The following is a 15,307-nucleotide window of genomic DNA, read 5'->3' as shown; positions in this document are numbered from 1 at the left end:
CGAGAATGACAGCGGCGGTGCTCGCCGCACTGCTCGCCGTGGGCGGCGCCGCAGGGTGCAGCTCCAAGGCGAAGACCGGTGACGAGGGCGGCAAGGAGGGCGCCGGGGGAGTGAAGGCCGGCCCCGGCGTGACCGACAAGAAGATCACCCTCGGTGCGCTCACCGACATGACCGGCGTCTACGCCACCCTCGGCAAGAGCGTCACCCAGGCCGAGCAGCTCTGGGTGAAGCAGACCAACGCCGAGGGCGGCATCTGCGGCCGCGACCTCGAACTCAAGGTCCGCGACCACGGCTACGACCCGCAGCGCGCCCTCGCCACCTACACCGAGCTGGAGCCCGAGGTGCTCGGCTTCTCGGAGTTCATCGGCTCGCCCTTCGTCGCCTCGCTCAAGCAGCGCATCGACGGCCAGGACAAGGCCCTGGTCATTCCGCAGGCCTGGTCGGCGTCGCTGCTCGGCAGCCCGTACATCCGGGTGCTCGGCACGACGTACGACATCGAGACGATCAACGCGATCGACTTCCTGATGAAGGAGAAGGGCCTCAAGAAGGGCGACAAGCTCGGCCATGTCTACTTCGAGGGCGACTACGGCGAGAACGCCCTGGCCGGCTCCCAGCACATGGCCAAGGAGACGGGCCTGAAGATCGTCGAGCAGAAGATCAAGCCGACCGACAACGACATGTCCGCGCAGGTCTCCGCCCTCAAGAAGGCGGGCGTCAAGGCGATCGTGATCAGCGCGGGCCCGCGCCAGGCGGCCTCCCTGGTCGGCGTCGCGGCGGCGACCGGCCTCAAGGTCCCCGTCATCGGCAACAACTCGGCGTACGCCCCCCAGCTCCTCGCCACCGAGGCCGGGCCCGCCCTGGAGGCGATGTACTACGTCGCCACCCCGGCGCTCCCCATCGGCGACAAGGCGGAGGGCCCCGCCAAGCTCGCCGCCGACTACGCCAAGGCCTACCCGAAGGACCCCCTCGACAACGGCGTGGTCGCGGGCTGGACCGCGGCCGCCGCGTTCGGCGAGGCCCTGAAGCGTGCCTGCGCGGACAAGGACCTCACCCGCGAGGGCGTGGACAAGGCGCTCCTGACGATGAACGACTTCGAGTCCGGCTTCGGCCCGCAGAACTTCTCCGACCCGAAGCAGCCGTCGTCCCTGGAGAGCGTGATCATCAAGCCGGACAAGAAGGCGAAGGGCGGGTCCTCGGTGGTGCGCGGGTCGGAGGCGTCCGAGGCCGCCGCGTCGTTCACCAGGAACTGAGCCGACATCGGCCCCCGGCCGCCCCGGCGGCCGCGGCACCAGGCCGTCCGGGCGGTCACGGGTCAGGACCTGTGACCGCCTGGACGCTCCCGCGCGTCAGGGATGCATCCGAGCGCCCTTGAGCACCTTGTCCACCGCGCTCCGGGCCCCGTACACCGCGATGCCGACCAGGTCGAGCTGCTCACCGTGCACGGCCCGCACCGCCGCCCTGTTGTCCCGGTCGTTGCCGGTGGCGAACAGGTCGGCGGTGAACACGCCCGTCGTCAGGGAGCGGGACAGCCCACGGCGGCGCACGGCGGCCATCAGCTCCTTGGCCCCTTCGAAGACCAGCACGGGCTGGCGGAACATCGGCAGATACGCGGTCCCGTCGGCGTCCGCGTAGGGCTCGCCGACCACTTCGGGCGTCGTCGAGCCGAGCCCGCTGACCAGGAACGCGGTGACGTTCAGCCGCTGCCAGGGCTCGAGGTCCTCGCGCAGCAGCACGGCGATCTTGGTGTCGAAGCGGACGGGCGCCAGCTCGGCAGTGGGCTCGGGGGCTTCGTGGTGCGCGGTGGCGGGGGCGTCTGTTCTCATGCGTCGAGACTCCCGCGTGCGCGGATGCCGCGTCTTGTACGTTCCTTGCATGGTCCCCGGCGAGCGCATCACCGCCTGGCGTCCTGCCGTGACGGGCGTCGTGGAGGTCTTCCACGCCCGTTTCACCGAGCACGCCTACCCCATGCACGTCCATGACGCCTGGACGCTTCTGATCGTCGACGACGGAGCCGTCCGCTACGACCTGGACCGGCACCAGCACGGCACCCCGGGCGACACGGTCAGCCTGCTCCCGCCGCACGTTCCGCACAACGGCTCGCCCGCCACCCCCGGCGGGTTCCGCAAGCGGGTGCTCTACCTCGACAGCACGCTGCTCGACGAGACCCTCATCGGCCCTGCGGTGGACAGCCCCGACCTCGTCGACCCGGTCCTGCGTCGCCGTATCGGCCGGCTGCACGGGTCCCTGACACACGTCGGCGACGAACTGGAGGCGGAGAGCCGCCTCGCCCTCGTCGCGGAGCGTCTGCGCACCCACCTGCGCCCCCGTCTGACGGCAGCGGACGAGCCGCCCGCACCCGGTGTCGCCCATGCGCTGCGCGACCTCCTGGACGAGCGGCTGCTCGACGGCATCACCCTGGACGAGGCGGCCGGGCTCGTGCACGCCCATCCCGCCCATCTCGTCCGTGCCTTCAGCGCCGCCTTCGGTATCGCCCCGCACCAGTACGTCACCTCGCGCCGCGTCGACCGCGCACGCCGGCTGCTCCTGGCGGGGCGCCCGGCCGGCGAGGTGGCACGGGAGGCGGGCTTCTACGACCAGTCGCATCTGACCCGGCACTTCAAGCGCCTCATCGGGGTCCCACCGGGGCGGTACGCGGGCCGGGGCAGGCGCGGCTGACGTCGAACGGGCCGGCCGACGCGCAGGGCGGCCGGATACGCCAAAGGGGCCCGAACCTGTTGGTTCGGGCCCCTTCGGTCAACGTACTGGTGTGAACTACGGCAGCTGAGCCGCACGCGCCTCGCGGCGGTTGTCGCGGAAGTTGTTCACCCGTCGAGCCGTGGCGAAGAGCGGAATCACCGCGCCGAGCACGAGCTGCAGCGCACAGCCCGTCTGAAGCAGCAACTGCCCACCGGGCGCATCGAAGGCCCAGGCAGCGAGCAGCCCTATGCTCAGCACGATCCACGACAGCATCGCGACGGCCAGGCGGCCACGAGGCTTCGGATACTCGACCCGGCTCACCATCAGCCACGCCGTACCCACGATCGCCATCAGCGTCGCGTAGAACGGCAGCTCGAGCAGCACGATCGAGACGACCGTGAGCGCACCGAACGGCGAGGGCATGCCCTGGAAGGTGCCGTCCTTCACGGTGACGCACGAGAATCTCGCAAGCCGCAGCACCACCGCCAACAGCACGACGATCGCGCCCACCGCCGCGACCCGCTCATGCGCGTCCCTCGCGACCATGCCGTAAACGAGCACGAAGTACGCGGGAGCGAGACCGAAGCTGATCAGGTCGGAGAGGTTGTCCAGCTCCGCGCCCATCGGCGACGACCGCAGCTTGCGGGCCACGAGGCCGTCGAAGAGGTCGAAGACCGCCGCGCACAGCATCAGTATCACCGCGGTGGCGGCGCTGTTGCGGGCCATGCCCGCCTCGTCGCCGGTGAGGTGCGGGATGAGGATGCCGGTGGTGGTGAAGTACACCGCCATGAACCCGCACGTGGCGTTACCGAGGGTGAGGGTGTCCGCTATTGAGAGACGCAGCGACAGCGGCATCTCCTCTTCGGAGTCGTCCTCGGCCTCGGGCACCCACCCGGCCTGTGTATCAGGATCAATCACGGTCAATGCGAGTCACCCCAGCCTCGGTCTTCTGACCGACCTCGACCGCGACCTCGACACCCTCAGGGAGGTAGATGTCGACGCGCGAGCCGAAACGGATCAGACCGATTCGCTCACCCTGCTCCACCTTCGTGCCCTGCGGCACGTAAGGAACGATGCGCCGTGCGACCGCGCCCGCGATCTGCACCATCTCGATGTCACCGAGCTCGGTGTCGAAGTGCCAGACAACGCGCTCGTTGTTCTCGCTCTCCTTGTTGAACGCCGGCACGAACCCACCGGGGATGTGCTCGACCGAAGTCACCGTGCCCGACAGAGGCGCGCGGTTGACGTGGACGTTCAACGGGCTCATGAAGATCGCGACGCGGGTGCGTCCGTCCTTCCACGGCATGATGCTCTGCACCACACCGTCGGCCGGGGAGATGACCCGGCCCTGAGTGATCTCGCGCTCGGGGTCGCGGAAGAACCACAGCATGCCCGCCGCAAGAGCGGTGGCGGGTACGGCGACGACCCGCGCGGCCGTGGAACGGCGCGAGCGGGCGAGGCTGATCGCTGCGGTGGCGACGGTCGGCAGAAGCCACGGCGATGCTCCGCGAGCAAGGCGGCCCTTGAGGGCGCCGTCGCGTGGTGCAGAGGTTTGGCTGTGGGGCATGGATGACCTTCGTAGCGGATGATGCCGCGCGGAGACGGGGGACGGCGGCTTTTCCGGGATCGTATCGGTTGCACGCAACAACTGGGCAAGCCGGGAAGCCGAGTCGGCGGCCGAAGAGTGTTGACAGAGTGTGATCTTCATCGTGAAGAAAACACCCAAATCAGGACTTTTAGCCCTGGAGTCGATACTCCTCGAGCAGGCGCCGCCCAATGATCATTTTCTGGATCTCGGCGGTACCTTCACCGATCAGCAGCATCGGGGCCTCGCGGTAGAGCCGCTCGATCTCGTACTCCTTGGAGAACCCGTAGCCACCATGGATACGGAAGGCGTCCTCCACGACTTCTTTGCAGTATTCGGACGCGAGGTACTTCGCCATCCCTGCTTCGAGGTCGTTTCGTTCCCCGGAGTCCTTTTTGCGTGCTGCGTTAACCATCATCGCATGAGCGGCCTCGACCTTGGTAGCCATCTCGGCCAGCTTGAACTGAATCGCCTGGTGCTCGGCGATCGCTTTTCCGAAAGTGTGGCGTTGTTGGGCATAAGAGACACCCAATTCAAAGGCACGCTGCGCGACGCCGCAGCCACGCGCTGCAACATTGACGCGACCGACTTCGACACCGTCCATCATTTGGTAAAACCCGCGACCGGTGGCCCCGCCGAGCACACGATTGGCCGGAATTCGCAGTCCGTCCATGATGAGTTCGGTGGTATCGACCCCCTTGTAACCCATCTTGTCGATCTTGCCCGGGATGGTCAGCCCGGGACGGACCTCGCCGAAGCCGGGCTCCTTCTCGACCAGGAACGTCGTCATCGACTTGTGCGGCGCCGTGCCCTCCGGGTGACCCTCGTCACTCCGGCACAGAACGGCCACCAGATTCGACGTTCCGCCGTTCGTCAGCCACATCTTCTGGCCGTTCAGGACGTACTCGTCACCGTCCTTGACGCCCTTCGACGTGATCGCCGACACATCCGAGCCGAGCGCCGGCTCCGACATGGAGAACGCGCCGCGCACCTCGCCGAGCGCCATCCGCGGCAGGAAGGTGTCCTTCTGCTCCTGGGTGCCGTGCTGCTTCAGCATGTACGCCACGATGAAGTGCGTGTTGATGATGCCGGAGACCGACATCCAGCCCCGCGCTATCTCCTCCACGCACAGCGCGTACGTGAGGAGCGACTCGCCCAGGCCGCCGTACTCCTCCGGGATCATGAGGCCGAAGAGCCCCAACTCCTTGAGGCCGTCGACGATCTGCTGCGGGTACTCGTCCCGGTGCTCCAACTCCGTCGCGACAGGAATGATCTCCTTGTCGACGAAGTCCCGGACGGTGGACAGGATCTCCTGCTGGACGTCGGTGAGGCCAGCGGTCTGAGCGAGTCGGCTCATTGCTACTTCTCCTGCTTCTTCACGGGCTCGACGAGCTCCGGGCGGCCGGGCTGCTCGCCGCCGCGCTCCTTGATGTACGTCTCCGTCGGGACCATGACCTTGCGGCGGAACACACAGACCAGCGTGCCGTCCTGCTTGTAGCCCTTGGTCTCCACGTAGACGATCCCGCGGTCGTTCTTCGACTTCGACGGCGTCTTGTCGAGAACCGTCGTCTCGCCGTAGAGCGTGTCGCCGTGGAAGGTCGGCGCCACGTGCTTCAGCGACTCGATCTCCAGGTTGGCGATGGCCTTCCCGGACACATCCGGAACGCTCATGCCCAGCAACAGCGAGTAGATGTAGTTGCCCACGACGACGTTCTTCCCGAAATCGGTCGTCTTCTCCGCATAGTTGGTGTCCATGTGGAGCGGGTGGTGGTTCATGGTGAGGAGACAGAAGAGGTGGTCGTCGTACTCGGTGACCGTCTTTCCGGGCCAGTGCTTGTAGACCGCCCCGACCTCGAACTCCTCGTAAGTGCGTCCGAACTGCATCGCGCTCAGGGCTCCTTAGCTCTCGGGGATTTCGAACTTCGAGATACGCGTCATGCCGGCGGCCCGGCCCTTGCCGGAGATGACGAGCGCCATCTTGCGGCTGGCCTCGTCGATCATCTCGTCGCCGAGCATCGCGGAGCCCTTCTTGCCGCCCGCCTCGGAGGTGCAGTAGTCGTACGCGTCCAGGATCAGCTCGGCGTGGTCGAAGTCCTCCTGCGACGGCGAGAAGATCTCGTTCGACGCCTCGACCTGACCGGGGTGCAGGACCCACTTGCCGTCGAAGCCGAGGGCGGCGGCGCGCTGGGCGACCTCGCGGTAGCCGTCCACGTTGCGGATCTGCAGGTAGGGGCCGTCGATCGCCTGGAGGTCGTTGGCGCGGGCCGCCATCAGGATCTTCATCAGGATGTAGTGGTACGCGTCCGCGCCGTAGCCCGGCGGCTGCTCGCCGACGACCAGGGTCTTCATGTTGATGGACGCCATGAAGTCGGCCGGGCCGAAGATGATGGTCTCGGTGCGGGGCGAGGCCTCGGCGATCGCGTTGACGTTGTTGAGGCCCTTGGCGTTCTCGATCTGCGCCTCGATGCCGATCTTCCCGACCTCGAAGCCCATCGTCTTCTCGATCTGGGTGAGCAGGAGGTCGAGCGCGACGACCTGCTGGGCGTCCTGCACCTTCGGCAGCATGATGCAGTCGAGGTTCTGGCCCGCGCCCTCGACGACCGTCACGACATCGCGGTACGTCCACTCGGTGGTCCAGTCGTTCACGCGGACCACGCGCGTCTTGCCGGTCCAGTCACCCTCGTTGAGGAACTTGACGATGGTGTGCCGGGCCTCCGGCTTGGCGAGCGGCGCGCAGGCGTCCTCCAGGTCGAGGAAGACCTGGTCGGCCGGCAGGCCCTGGGCCTTTTCCAGGAAGCGGGGGTTCGAGCCCGGGACCGCGAGGCAGGAACGCCGCGGACGGAGACGGTTGATGGGCGCGGTCATGCGGGGACCTCCAGAGGGTCGAGCTTGTTCGCTTGCCGGATCTCGTCGACGATACGGCCGATGATCTCCGTGATACCGAAGTCCTTCGGGGTGAAGACGGCGGCCACGCCCGCCCGCTTCAATTGTTCGGCGTCGGCATTCGGAATGATGCCGCCGACGATGACGGGCACGTCGTGCGCCCCCGCTTCGTGCATCCTCTCCAGCACATCCGGCACCAGCTCGGCGTGCGAGCCGGACAGGATGGACAGGCCCACACAGTGCACGTCCTCCGACAGCGCGGCGGACACGATCTGCTCCGGGGTGAGCCGGATGCCCTGGTAGACCACCTCGAAGCCGGCGTCCCGCGCACGCACCGCGATCTGCTCGGCCCCGTTGGAGTGTCCGTCCAGACCAGGCTTGCCGACCAGGAGGCGGAGCTTGCCGGACCCCATCTCCTCGGCCGTACGCGCCACCTTCTCGCGTACGACGGCGAGCGGCGTGCCCTCCTCGGCGGTCACGGCGACCGGCGCGGACGAGACGCCCGTGGGCGCCCGGAACTCGCCGAACACCTCGCGCAGCGCCCCCGACCACTCGCCGGTGGTCACCCCGGCCCGGGCGCACTCAAGGGTGGCCTCCATCAGGTTCTCCGTGCCGGCGGCGGCGTCCTTCAGGCGCTGCAGGGCCTGAAGGGTGGTCGGGTAGTGGTACGGGTCGCCCATGCCCTGCCGGTCCGACGACTCCTGCCGGGTGGTGCGCCAGTCGCCGATGGCCCGCACCACGCGGGCCTCGACGGCCGGGTCGACCGACATGATCGCGGCGTCCAGGTCGGCGGTGAGCGGGTTGGGCTCGGTGGTCTCGAAGACGTTGACCCCGACGATCTTGTCCTCGCCGCCCTCGATGCGCGCCCTGCGCTCGGCGTGCGAGGAGACGAGCTGGGACTTGAGGTACCCGGACTCGACGGCGGCCATCGCACCGCCCATCTCCTGGATCCGGTCGATCTCGGCGAGGGAGTCCTTGACCAGCTGGGCCACCTTCTCCTCGATCACATGGGAGCCGGCGAAGATGTCCTCGTACTCCAACAGGTCGCTCTCATGCGCGAGGACCTGCTGGATCCGAAGGGACCACTGCTGGTCCCAGGGGCGGGGCAGGCCCAACGCCTCGTTCCAGGCCGGGAGTTGGACGGCCCGCGCGCGGGCGTCCTTGGAGAGCGTCACGGCCAGCATCTCAAGGACGATCCGCTGGACGTTGTTCTCCGGCTGCGCCTCGGTCAGGCCCAGGGAGTTGACCTGGACCCCGTACCGGAACCGGCGCTGTTTCGGGTTCTCGATGCTGTATCGCTCGCGCGTGACCTGATCCCAGATCCGCCCGAACGCCCGCATCTTGCACATCTCCTCGATGAAGCGGACACCCGCGTTCACAAAGAAGGAGATACGGGCCACGACGTCCCCGAACTTCTCGGCGGGGACCTGCCCTGAGTCGCGTACAGCATCGAGAACCGCGATGGCGGTGGACATCGCGTAAGCGATCTCCTGGACCGGTGTGGCCCCCGCCTCCTGGAGGTGGTAGCTGCAGATGTTGATCGGGTTCCACTTGGGGATGTGGGACACCGTGTAAGCGATCATGTCGGTCGTCAGGCGCAGACTCGGCCCGGGCGGGAAGACATGGGTCCCGCGCGACAGGTACTCCTTGACGATGTCGTTCTGCGTCGTCCCCTGGAGCTGCGTGATGTCCGCGCCCTGTTCCTCGGCGACCACCTGGTAGAGCGCCAGGAGCCACATCGCGGTGGCGTTGATGGTCATCGAGGTGTTCATCTGCTCCAGGGGGATGTCCTGGAACAGCCGCCGCATGTCACCGAGGTGCGAGACCGGTACGCCGACCCGGCCGACCTCGCCGCGGGCGAGGATGTGGTCGGGGTCGTAGCCGGTCTGCGTCGGCAGGTCGAACGCGACCGACAGGCCGGTCTGGCCCTTGGCGAGGTTGCGGCGGTACAGCTCGTTGGACGCCTCCGCCGTGGAGTGACCGGCGTAGGTGCGCATGAGCCACGGCCGGTCCTTCTGACGCTCAGTCATCTTCCGCTGCTCCTTGGGCGTTTCAGATGTTGCGGAAGCGGTTGATGGCGTCGATGTGCTGGGCGCGCTTCTCCTCGTCGCGCACGCCCAGGCCCTCCTGCGGGGCGAGGGCGAGGACGCCGACCTTGCCCTGGTGGAGGTTGCGGTGCACGTCGTACGCGGCCTGCCCGGTGTCCTCCAGGGAGTACACCTTCGACAGTGTCGGGTGGATCTTCCCCTTCGCGATCAGGCGGTTGGCCTCCCAGGCCTCGCGGTAGTTGGCGAAGTGCGAGCCGATGATGCGCTTCAGGGACATCCACAGGTAGCGGTTGTCGTACTCGTGCATGTAGCCGGAGGTGGAGGCGCAGGTGGTGATGGTGCCGCCCTTGCGGGTGACGTACACCGAGGCGCCGAAGGTCTCGCGGCCGGGGTGCTCGAAGACGATGTCGATGTCCTCGCCGCCGGTGAACTCGCGGATGCGCTTGCCGAAGCGCTTCCACTCCTTCGGGTCCTGGGTGTGCTCGTCCTTCCAGAACTTGTAGCCCTCGGCGTTGCGGTCGATGATCGCCTCGGCGCCCATGGACCGGCAGATGTCCGCCTTCTGCTCGCTGGACACGACACAGATCGGGTTGGCGCCGCCGGCGAGCGCGAACTGCGTGGCGTAGGAGCCGAGTCCGCCGCTCGCGCCCCAGATCAGCACGTTGTCGCCCTGCTTCATGCCGGCGCCGTTGCGCGAGACGAGCTGGCGGTACGCGGTCGAGTTGACCAGACCGGGAGCCGCGGCCTCCTCCCAGCTCAAGTGGTCGGGCTTCGGCATGAGTTGGTTGGACTTGACGAGCGCGATCTCGGCGAGGCCGCCGAAGTTGGTCTCGAAGCCCCAGATGCGCTGCTCGGGGTCGAGCATCGTGTCGTTGTGGCCGTCGCTCGACTCCAGCTCGACGGAGAGGCAGTGCGCGACGACCTCGTCGCCGGGCTTCCAGGCGTTGACGCCGGGGCCGGTGCGCAGCACGACGCCCGCGAGGTCGGAGCCGATCACGTGGTACGGCAGGTCGTGGCGCTTGGTGAGCTCGCTGAGCTTGCCGTAGCGCTCCAGGAAGCTGAAGGTCGACAGCGGCTCGAAGATCGAGGTCCAGACCGAGTTGTAGTTGACCGAGCTGGCCATGACGGCCACCAGGGCCTCGCCCGGGCCGAGTTCGGGCACCGGCACGTCGTCCAGGTGCAGCGACTTGCGGGGGTCCTTGTCGCGGGTCTGAAGACCCTCGAACATGTCCGCCTCGTCCTTGTGCACGGTGATCGCGCGGTACGAGTCGGGGAGGGGGAGTGCGGCGAAGTCGGCGGGAGTGGAGTCCGGCGACTGGATCGCGTCCAGGATGTCCTTCACGGGTTGCCTCCGGCGGTGAGCGCCTTTTGTTCTGAGGGTCGGCGCTTGAGGGTTACGTCGGGGTGCTGCGGTGGAGGTGTGCCGTCGGTTCGGCGGGGGTGTTGCGGCAGCGCTTTGGTGGGCGCGGGAGGTTGCCTGTGACGCAGGCGTCGTGGGGGCGGATTTGGCTGTGGGACAGCCGCCCTTCGACTTCCCTCAACGTATGGCACGCCGTGCCAGGTGGCAAGACACTGGGTGCCGCGAATTAATGAACGATGATCGATCAGTGCAGGTCAGGGGTGGTGCGGTCTCAGACGTCCCCCCCACCCCGCCCCTTCCCGAAAGGCTGCCGCCGGCTTAAAAAGATGTCCTCAAACGCCGGACGGGCTGATTCATGGCTGATGCATCAGCCATGAATCAGCCCGTCCGGCGTTTGAGGACAAGCGGGTCTGGGGGCGCAGCCCCCGGCCTCCGGAGGATTTCGGGAAGGGGCGGGGTGGGGGATTAAGAACGTTCCCGCAGAGCCGACTCGATCGTGCGCATGACCTCATGCAAAGGCGCATCGGTACGGGCCACCGTGACCAGAACCTCGCCCTGCGCGGCAAGCGACGCCGCAGGGGTCGAACGGGGCTCGGGGCCGCGCCCCGCCCCGATCCCCGTGCCGAACGTCCGGCGGACGATCGCGAAGGCGTGGTCCAGCTGGTTCTCCACGTCGCCCTGGCCCCCGGCCCGGAGCCAGCGCCGCAGCACGTGGTTGTGGGCCGTGACAACGGCCGACGCGGCGACCTCCGCGAGCAGCGGGTCGTCGTTGCCGTCGTGGTGGGCCTGCTCGTCGAAGTGGCCGAGCAGGTAGCGCGTGAAGAGGCGTTCGTAGCGGGCCACCGACGCGATCTCGCGCTCCCGCAGCGTCGGGACCTCGCGGGTCAGGCGGTAGCGCTCCACGGACACGGCCGGCGAGGCCGCGTACATCTTCATGACTTCCTTGATGCCCCGGCACACCGTGTCCAGCGGATGCTCGTGCGGCGGCGCCGCGTTGAGCACCGCCTCCGCGCGGATCAACGTGTCGTCGTGGTCCGGGAAGATCGCCTCTTCCTTGGAGCGGAAGTGCCGGAAGAAGGTCCGCCGCGCGACCCCGGCCGTCGCGGCGATCTCGTCGACGGTCGTCGCCTCGTAGCCCTTGGTGGAGAAGAGCTCCATCGCCGCGGCCGCCAGTTCCCGGCGCATCTTGAGGCGCTGTGCGGCGGCGCGAGAGCCGGCTGCGCTCTCGGGAGCGTCGGGGGATGCGGGCGTGCGGGATGACTTGGCGGCCTTGGGCATGGCATGAACGTACTGCATATACGCAGCTGGTACCGGATCCGGGACGGGGCTGCTTGACGGTTCAAGCAGCCCGCCCCAGTCCGTGTGGACCTCAGCGCCGGGCATATTCGCGGAAGCCGCGCCCCGTCTTGCGGCCCAGGCAGCCCGCAGCGACGAGGTGTTCCAGGAGCGGCGCCGGGGCCAGGCCCGGGTCGCGGAACTCGCGGTGCAGGACCTTCTCGATGGCGAGGGAGACGTCCAGGCCGACCACGTCGAGGAGCTCGAAGGGGCCCATCGGGTAGCCGCCGCCCAGCTTCATCGCGGCGTCGATGTCGTCGAGGGTCGCGTAGTGCTCCTGCACCATCTTGATCGCGTTGTTGAGGTACGGGAAGAGCAGCGCGTTCACGATGAAGCCGGCCCGGTCGCCGCAGTCCACCGCGTGCTTGCGGATCTTCGTGCACACCTCGCGGGCCGTGGCGTGGACGTCGTCGGTGGTCAGGACCGTGCGCACGACCTCGACCAGCTTCATCGCGGGGGCCGGGTTGAAGAAGTGCATGCCGATCACGTCCTGCGGGCGCGAGGTGGCGCGGGCGCAGGCGACGACGGGCAGCGAGGACGTGGTCGTGGCGAGGACCGCGCCCGGCTTGCACACCTTGTCGAAGGTGGCGAACAGCTGCTGCTTGATCTCCAGGTCCTCGGCGACCGCCTCGAGCGCCAGGTCGACGTCGGCGAAGGCGTCGTAGGAACCGGCCGGCGTGATGCGCTCCAGGGTCTCCGCGCGGGCCTCGGCGGTCATCCGGCCCTTGTCGACAGAGCGCGAAAGGGACTTGGAAATACGGGACTTGGCGGTCTCGGCCTTCTCCAGGCTGCGGGCCGCGAGGACGACCGCGTAGCCCGCCTTGGCGAAGACCTCCGCGATGCCGGACGCCATCGTGCCGGAGCCCGCGACGCCCACCGAGGAGACCGTCCGGCCCGGCGTGAGCTGGGCGTCGGCCAGCGGGGTGAGCGCGTCGCGCACGACGGTCGCGCCGCCCGGCGCCTCGTACGTGTAGAAGCCGCGCCCCGACTTGCGCCCGGTCAGGCCCGCCTCGCTGAGCTGCTTGAGGATCGGCGCCGGGGCGTGCAGGCGGTCCCGGGACGCCGAGTACATCGCGTCCAGGACCGTGCGCGCGGTGTCGATGCCGATCATGTCGAGCAGCGCGAGCGGGCCCATCGGGAGTCCGCAGCCCAGCTTCATCGCGGCGTCGATGTCCTCGCGCGAGGCGTACTTGGCCTCGTACATCGCGGCCGCCTGGTTGAGGTAGCCGAAGAGCAGCCCGTCCGCGACGAAGCCCGGCCGGTCGCCGACCGAGACCGGCTCCTTGCCCAGGTCGAGGGCGAGCGCGGTGACCGCCTCGACGGCCTGCGGGTCGGTGAGCACGGAGGACACGATCTCGACGAGCTTCATCGCCGGGGCCGGGTTGAAGAAGTGCATCCCGAGCACGCGCTCGGGGCGCGAGGAGTCGGCGGCGAGGCGGGTCACGGACAGCGCGTTGGTGCCGGTGGCGAGGATGGCGTCCGGGCGCACGACGGTGTCCAGCTCACGGAAGACCTGGTTCTTGATCTCGTACGACTCCGGCACGACCTCGATCACGAGATCGGCGTCGGCCGCCGCCTGCAGATCGCTGAAGGTGCGGAAGCGGGCGAGGGCGTCGCGCCGCTCCTGCTCGGTGAGGCGCTCGCGCTGCACCGCACGCGCGGTCGAGGCCTCGAGGGCGGCGACGGCCTGGGTGGCCGCGGTCGCGCTGATGTCGATGCCGATGACCTCGCGGCCGGCGCGGGCCAGGACTTCGGCAATTCCGGTGCCCATCGTGCCGAGGCCGATCACGGCAACGGTCTGCAGGGAGGGACGGTCCATCGCGGACTCCAGGAATGGTGAGGGTGACGACTGAGAGGGCGTACGCGAGCAGCCGGCCGTACGACTCCACGGCGAGGTGGGTCAACGGGCGTGCCGCATACGGGAGTTGCGTGTCGTGTCCGGGCGCTTAACAGGCCGACGAAGAGCGTCGGCAGACCGGCGGAGAGCGCCGGGAGCCCGGTGAAGGAGCGACGGGCCCTGTCCCCGGGCCACGTCGTACGCGTAGTGCGTGCGCGGCGCTCACAAGCGCCGTGCGATACCGAAACCGACAACACTCGCGGCGGCTGCGTCACCAGGCCGCCGAGAGACGCGGATGCTGTGGGGATTCCCTGCACCCGCTCGATTGAGCTTAACTCGCCAGTAACGAGCGCACCAGACCCCGGACTTTGTGACCTGCGTCGCTCCGAGAGCTTTGCGGGCAGGGGCTCAGGCCGGGGCTCGGGCCGGGGCTCAGGCCGGCCGGACCCGCTCCAGGGCGCCCGCGGCCGCCGCCATGAGGCGGGGGTGGGCGCAGGCCGCCTTCAGTACGTGCGCGGCGCGCGGGTCGCCGAGTGAGCCGAGGCCCTCCACGCAGGCGAGCGCCACCCGCCAGTAAGGGTCGTGCGGCTTGGCCAGCCGGCGCTCCAGGGTGGTGATGAGCGCGGGCGCGGACTCGGGAGCGCGCAGTGCGGTGAGCAGCCGCACCGGGTGCAGCGCGTAGGCGACGCGGAGTTCATTGGTGGCGAGGGCCGCGGCCGCGCGTGCCGTGCGCGGGTCGCCGAGCCGGGCCAGGGCCCCGGCGGCGGCGGCGCAGCGGTCGGGTTCGCGGTGGTTGAGCAGCAGCACGAGGGTCTCGAAGGCCCGTGCGTCGCGGGCGTTGCCGAGCCGAACGGCGGCCATCTCCCTGGCCCACAGCGGCCGTTCGGGCTCGGTCAGGACACGGGCGAGCGCGTCCAGGTCCTGGGTCGAGCGCAGCCGCTCGAACTCGGGTGTGGCGCCTGCCTCTTGGCGTAAGCGCTCCGTGACGGCTCGCGACTCCGGGTCCATGAAGTCAGCGTAGATCCCCGACGACCTGCGCGTACCGCATCTCGGGCACGGGCTCCCCGTCCACCTCGAAGGGCTCCTCGACGCCGTCCGCGTGGAAGCCGGCGTGCTCGTAGAAGCGGCGGGCGCGGGCGTTGCCGGTGAGGACCCAGAGGTAGAGCGTGGGGTATCCGGCGGCCGTCGCACGGGTCAGGGTCTCGGCCATGAGGGCCTGGCCGATGCCGCCGCCGTACTCGCCGGGGTGTACGTAGATCGCGTACAACTCGCCGTCGGCGGTGCGCCGGGGATCGTTCGGGTAGGGGCCGTCCGTGCGGTACGGGCCGTATGCGGCCCAGCCGACAGGGGTGCCGTTCCGCTCCGCGATCAGGTTCGTGACGGTGCTGTTGCGGTCGGCCCACAGTTCGCGGCGGCGGGCCGCGTCCTCCTCGACGCTCATCGCGTCGAGGTGTGCCTGGGGGATCAGTCCCCGGTACGCGGCCTGCCAGCCCCGGACCCGGATCTCGGCCACGGCGTCGCAGTCTGCTTCGGTCATCTCACGGATGTGCACGTCCATGGGG

Annotated in this window: 14 protein-coding genes; 2 read left to right on the top strand and 12 right to left on the bottom strand. The window is 68.7% G+C overall.

From position 1 onward, the window contains the following. Positions 1 to 5 precede the first annotated feature (5 nt). Positions 6 to 1,250, top strand: a complete 1,245-nt coding sequence (locus OG430_RS10695) for an ABC transporter substrate-binding protein (protein ID WP_327352211.1) — start codon at positions 6 to 8, stop codon at positions 1,248 to 1,250. Positions 1,251 to 1,346: 96 nt separating this feature from the next. Here OG430_RS10695 and OG430_RS10690 read toward each other — a convergent pair whose 3' ends face one another. Further along, positions 1,347 to 1,823: a DUF2000 domain-containing protein gene (locus OG430_RS10690; RefSeq protein ID WP_327352210.1), complete on the bottom strand. Its 477-nt coding sequence runs from the start codon at positions 1,821 to 1,823 to the stop codon at positions 1,347 to 1,349. A gap of 49 nt (positions 1,824 to 1,872) precedes the next feature. On the opposite strand from OG430_RS10690, the gene OG430_RS10685 reads away from it, so the two are divergent. Then, positions 1,873 to 2,676 (top strand): helix-turn-helix transcriptional regulator, encoded by an 804-nt coding sequence (locus OG430_RS10685; protein WP_327352209.1) that lies wholly within the window; start codon positions 1,873 to 1,875, stop codon positions 2,674 to 2,676. 96 nt (positions 2,677 to 2,772) lie between these two features. Here OG430_RS10685 and pssA read toward each other — a convergent pair whose 3' ends face one another. The 11 genes from pssA to OG430_RS10630 form a co-directional block, all read right to left on the bottom strand. After that, complete coding sequence (gene pssA, locus OG430_RS10680) at positions 2,773 to 3,621, bottom strand: CDP-diacylglycerol--serine O-phosphatidyltransferase (protein ID WP_327352208.1); 849 nt, start codon at positions 3,619 to 3,621, stop codon at positions 2,773 to 2,775. Beyond that, positions 3,608 to 4,264: a phosphatidylserine decarboxylase gene (locus OG430_RS10675; RefSeq protein ID WP_327359039.1), complete on the bottom strand. Its 657-nt coding sequence runs from the start codon at positions 4,262 to 4,264 to the stop codon at positions 3,608 to 3,610. Before OG430_RS10675 ends, pssA begins: the two co-directional genes overlap by 14 nt. Positions 4,265 to 4,433: 169 nt before the next feature. Beyond that, positions 4,434 to 5,639 carry an acyl-CoA dehydrogenase family protein gene (locus OG430_RS10670; RefSeq protein WP_327352207.1) on the bottom strand — a complete coding sequence of 402 codons (1,206 nt, stop codon included), beginning with the start codon at positions 5,637 to 5,639 and terminating at the stop codon, positions 4,434 to 4,436. Between the two features lie 2 nt (positions 5,640 to 5,641). Further along, positions 5,642 to 6,166, bottom strand: a complete 525-nt coding sequence (locus OG430_RS10665; protein ID WP_327352206.1) for a MaoC family dehydratase — start codon at positions 6,164 to 6,166, stop codon at positions 5,642 to 5,644. A gap of 15 nt (positions 6,167 to 6,181) precedes the next feature. Next, entirely contained in the window at positions 6,182 to 7,147 is a 966-nt protein-coding gene (locus OG430_RS10660; RefSeq protein ID WP_327352205.1) for an HpcH/HpaI aldolase/citrate lyase family protein, read from the bottom strand. Further along, positions 7,144 to 9,195 (bottom strand): protein meaA, encoded by a 2,052-nt coding sequence (locus OG430_RS10655; protein WP_327352204.1) that lies wholly within the window; start codon positions 9,193 to 9,195, stop codon positions 7,144 to 7,146. Before OG430_RS10655 ends, OG430_RS10660 begins: the two co-directional genes overlap by 4 nt. A gap of 22 nt (positions 9,196 to 9,217) precedes the next feature. After that, the gene (gene ccrA, locus OG430_RS10650) at positions 9,218 to 10,555 is read right to left on the bottom strand and encodes a crotonyl-CoA carboxylase/reductase (protein ID WP_327352203.1); all 1,338 of its coding nucleotides are present in this window, start codon (positions 10,553 to 10,555) and stop codon (positions 9,218 to 9,220) included. A gap of 483 nt (positions 10,556 to 11,038) precedes the next feature. After that, entirely contained in the window at positions 11,039 to 11,869 is an 831-nt protein-coding gene (locus OG430_RS10645; RefSeq protein ID WP_327352202.1) for a TetR family transcriptional regulator, read from the bottom strand. A gap of 73 nt (positions 11,870 to 11,942) precedes the next feature. Continuing rightward, on the bottom strand, positions 11,943 to 13,727 hold the full coding sequence (locus OG430_RS10640) for a 3-hydroxyacyl-CoA dehydrogenase family protein (RefSeq protein WP_327352201.1): 1,785 nt from the start codon (positions 13,725 to 13,727) through the stop codon (positions 11,943 to 11,945). Positions 13,728 to 14,177: 450 nt separating this feature from the next. Continuing rightward, complete coding sequence (locus OG430_RS10635) at positions 14,178 to 14,753, bottom strand: adenylosuccinate lyase (protein ID WP_327352200.1); 576 nt, start codon at positions 14,751 to 14,753, stop codon at positions 14,178 to 14,180. A 4-nt stretch (positions 14,754 to 14,757) separates the two neighbouring features. Next, positions 14,758 to 15,303, bottom strand: coding sequence for a GNAT family N-acetyltransferase (locus OG430_RS10630; protein ID WP_327352199.1), 546 nt, complete (start codon positions 15,301 to 15,303; stop codon positions 14,758 to 14,760). Positions 15,304 to 15,307 lie beyond the last annotated feature (4 nt).

It is taken from the genome of Streptomyces sp. NBC_01304, assembly GCF_035975855.1.
Classification (GTDB): domain Bacteria; phylum Actinomycetota; class Actinomycetes; order Streptomycetales; family Streptomycetaceae; genus Streptomyces.
Note: the sequence above shows the minus strand (reverse complement) of the source record. Positions and strands in the feature narration are given on the sequence as shown.

Excerpts from the sequence above, each read along its gene's own strand:
- OG430_RS10675 (WP_327359039.1), bottom strand. The coding sequence starts at position 4,264 with ATGCCCCACAGCCAAACCTCTGCACCACGCGACGGCGCCCTCAAGGGC.
- OG430_RS10635 (WP_327352200.1), bottom strand. The coding sequence starts at position 14,753 with ATGGACCCGGAGTCGCGAGCCGTCACGGAGCGCTTACGCCAAGAGGCA.
- OG430_RS10695 (WP_327352211.1), top strand. The coding sequence starts at position 6 with ATGACAGCGGCGGTGCTCGCCGCACTGCTCGCCGTGGGCGGCGCCGCA.
- OG430_RS10640 (WP_327352201.1), bottom strand. The coding sequence starts at position 13,727 with ATGGACCGTCCCTCCCTGCAGACCGTTGCCGTGATCGGCCTCGGCACG.
- OG430_RS10690 (WP_327352210.1), bottom strand. The coding sequence starts at position 1,823 with ATGAGAACAGACGCCCCCGCCACCGCGCACCACGAAGCCCCCGAGCCC.
- OG430_RS10655 (WP_327352204.1), bottom strand. The coding sequence starts at position 9,195 with ATGACTGAGCGTCAGAAGGACCGGCCGTGGCTCATGCGCACCTACGCC.
- OG430_RS10660 (WP_327352205.1), bottom strand. The coding sequence starts at position 7,147 with ATGACCGCGCCCATCAACCGTCTCCGTCCGCGGCGTTCCTGCCTCGCG.
- OG430_RS10685 (WP_327352209.1), top strand. The coding sequence starts at position 1,873 with ATGGTCCCCGGCGAGCGCATCACCGCCTGGCGTCCTGCCGTGACGGGC.
- OG430_RS10670 (WP_327352207.1), bottom strand. The coding sequence starts at position 5,639 with ATGAGCCGACTCGCTCAGACCGCTGGCCTCACCGACGTCCAGCAGGAG.
- OG430_RS10665 (WP_327352206.1), bottom strand. The coding sequence starts at position 6,166 with ATGCAGTTCGGACGCACTTACGAGGAGTTCGAGGTCGGGGCGGTCTAC.
- OG430_RS10645 (WP_327352202.1), bottom strand. The coding sequence starts at position 11,869 with ATGCAGTACGTTCATGCCATGCCCAAGGCCGCCAAGTCATCCCGCACG.
- OG430_RS10630 (WP_327352199.1), bottom strand. The coding sequence starts at position 15,303 with ATGGACGTGCACATCCGTGAGATGACCGAAGCAGACTGCGACGCCGTG.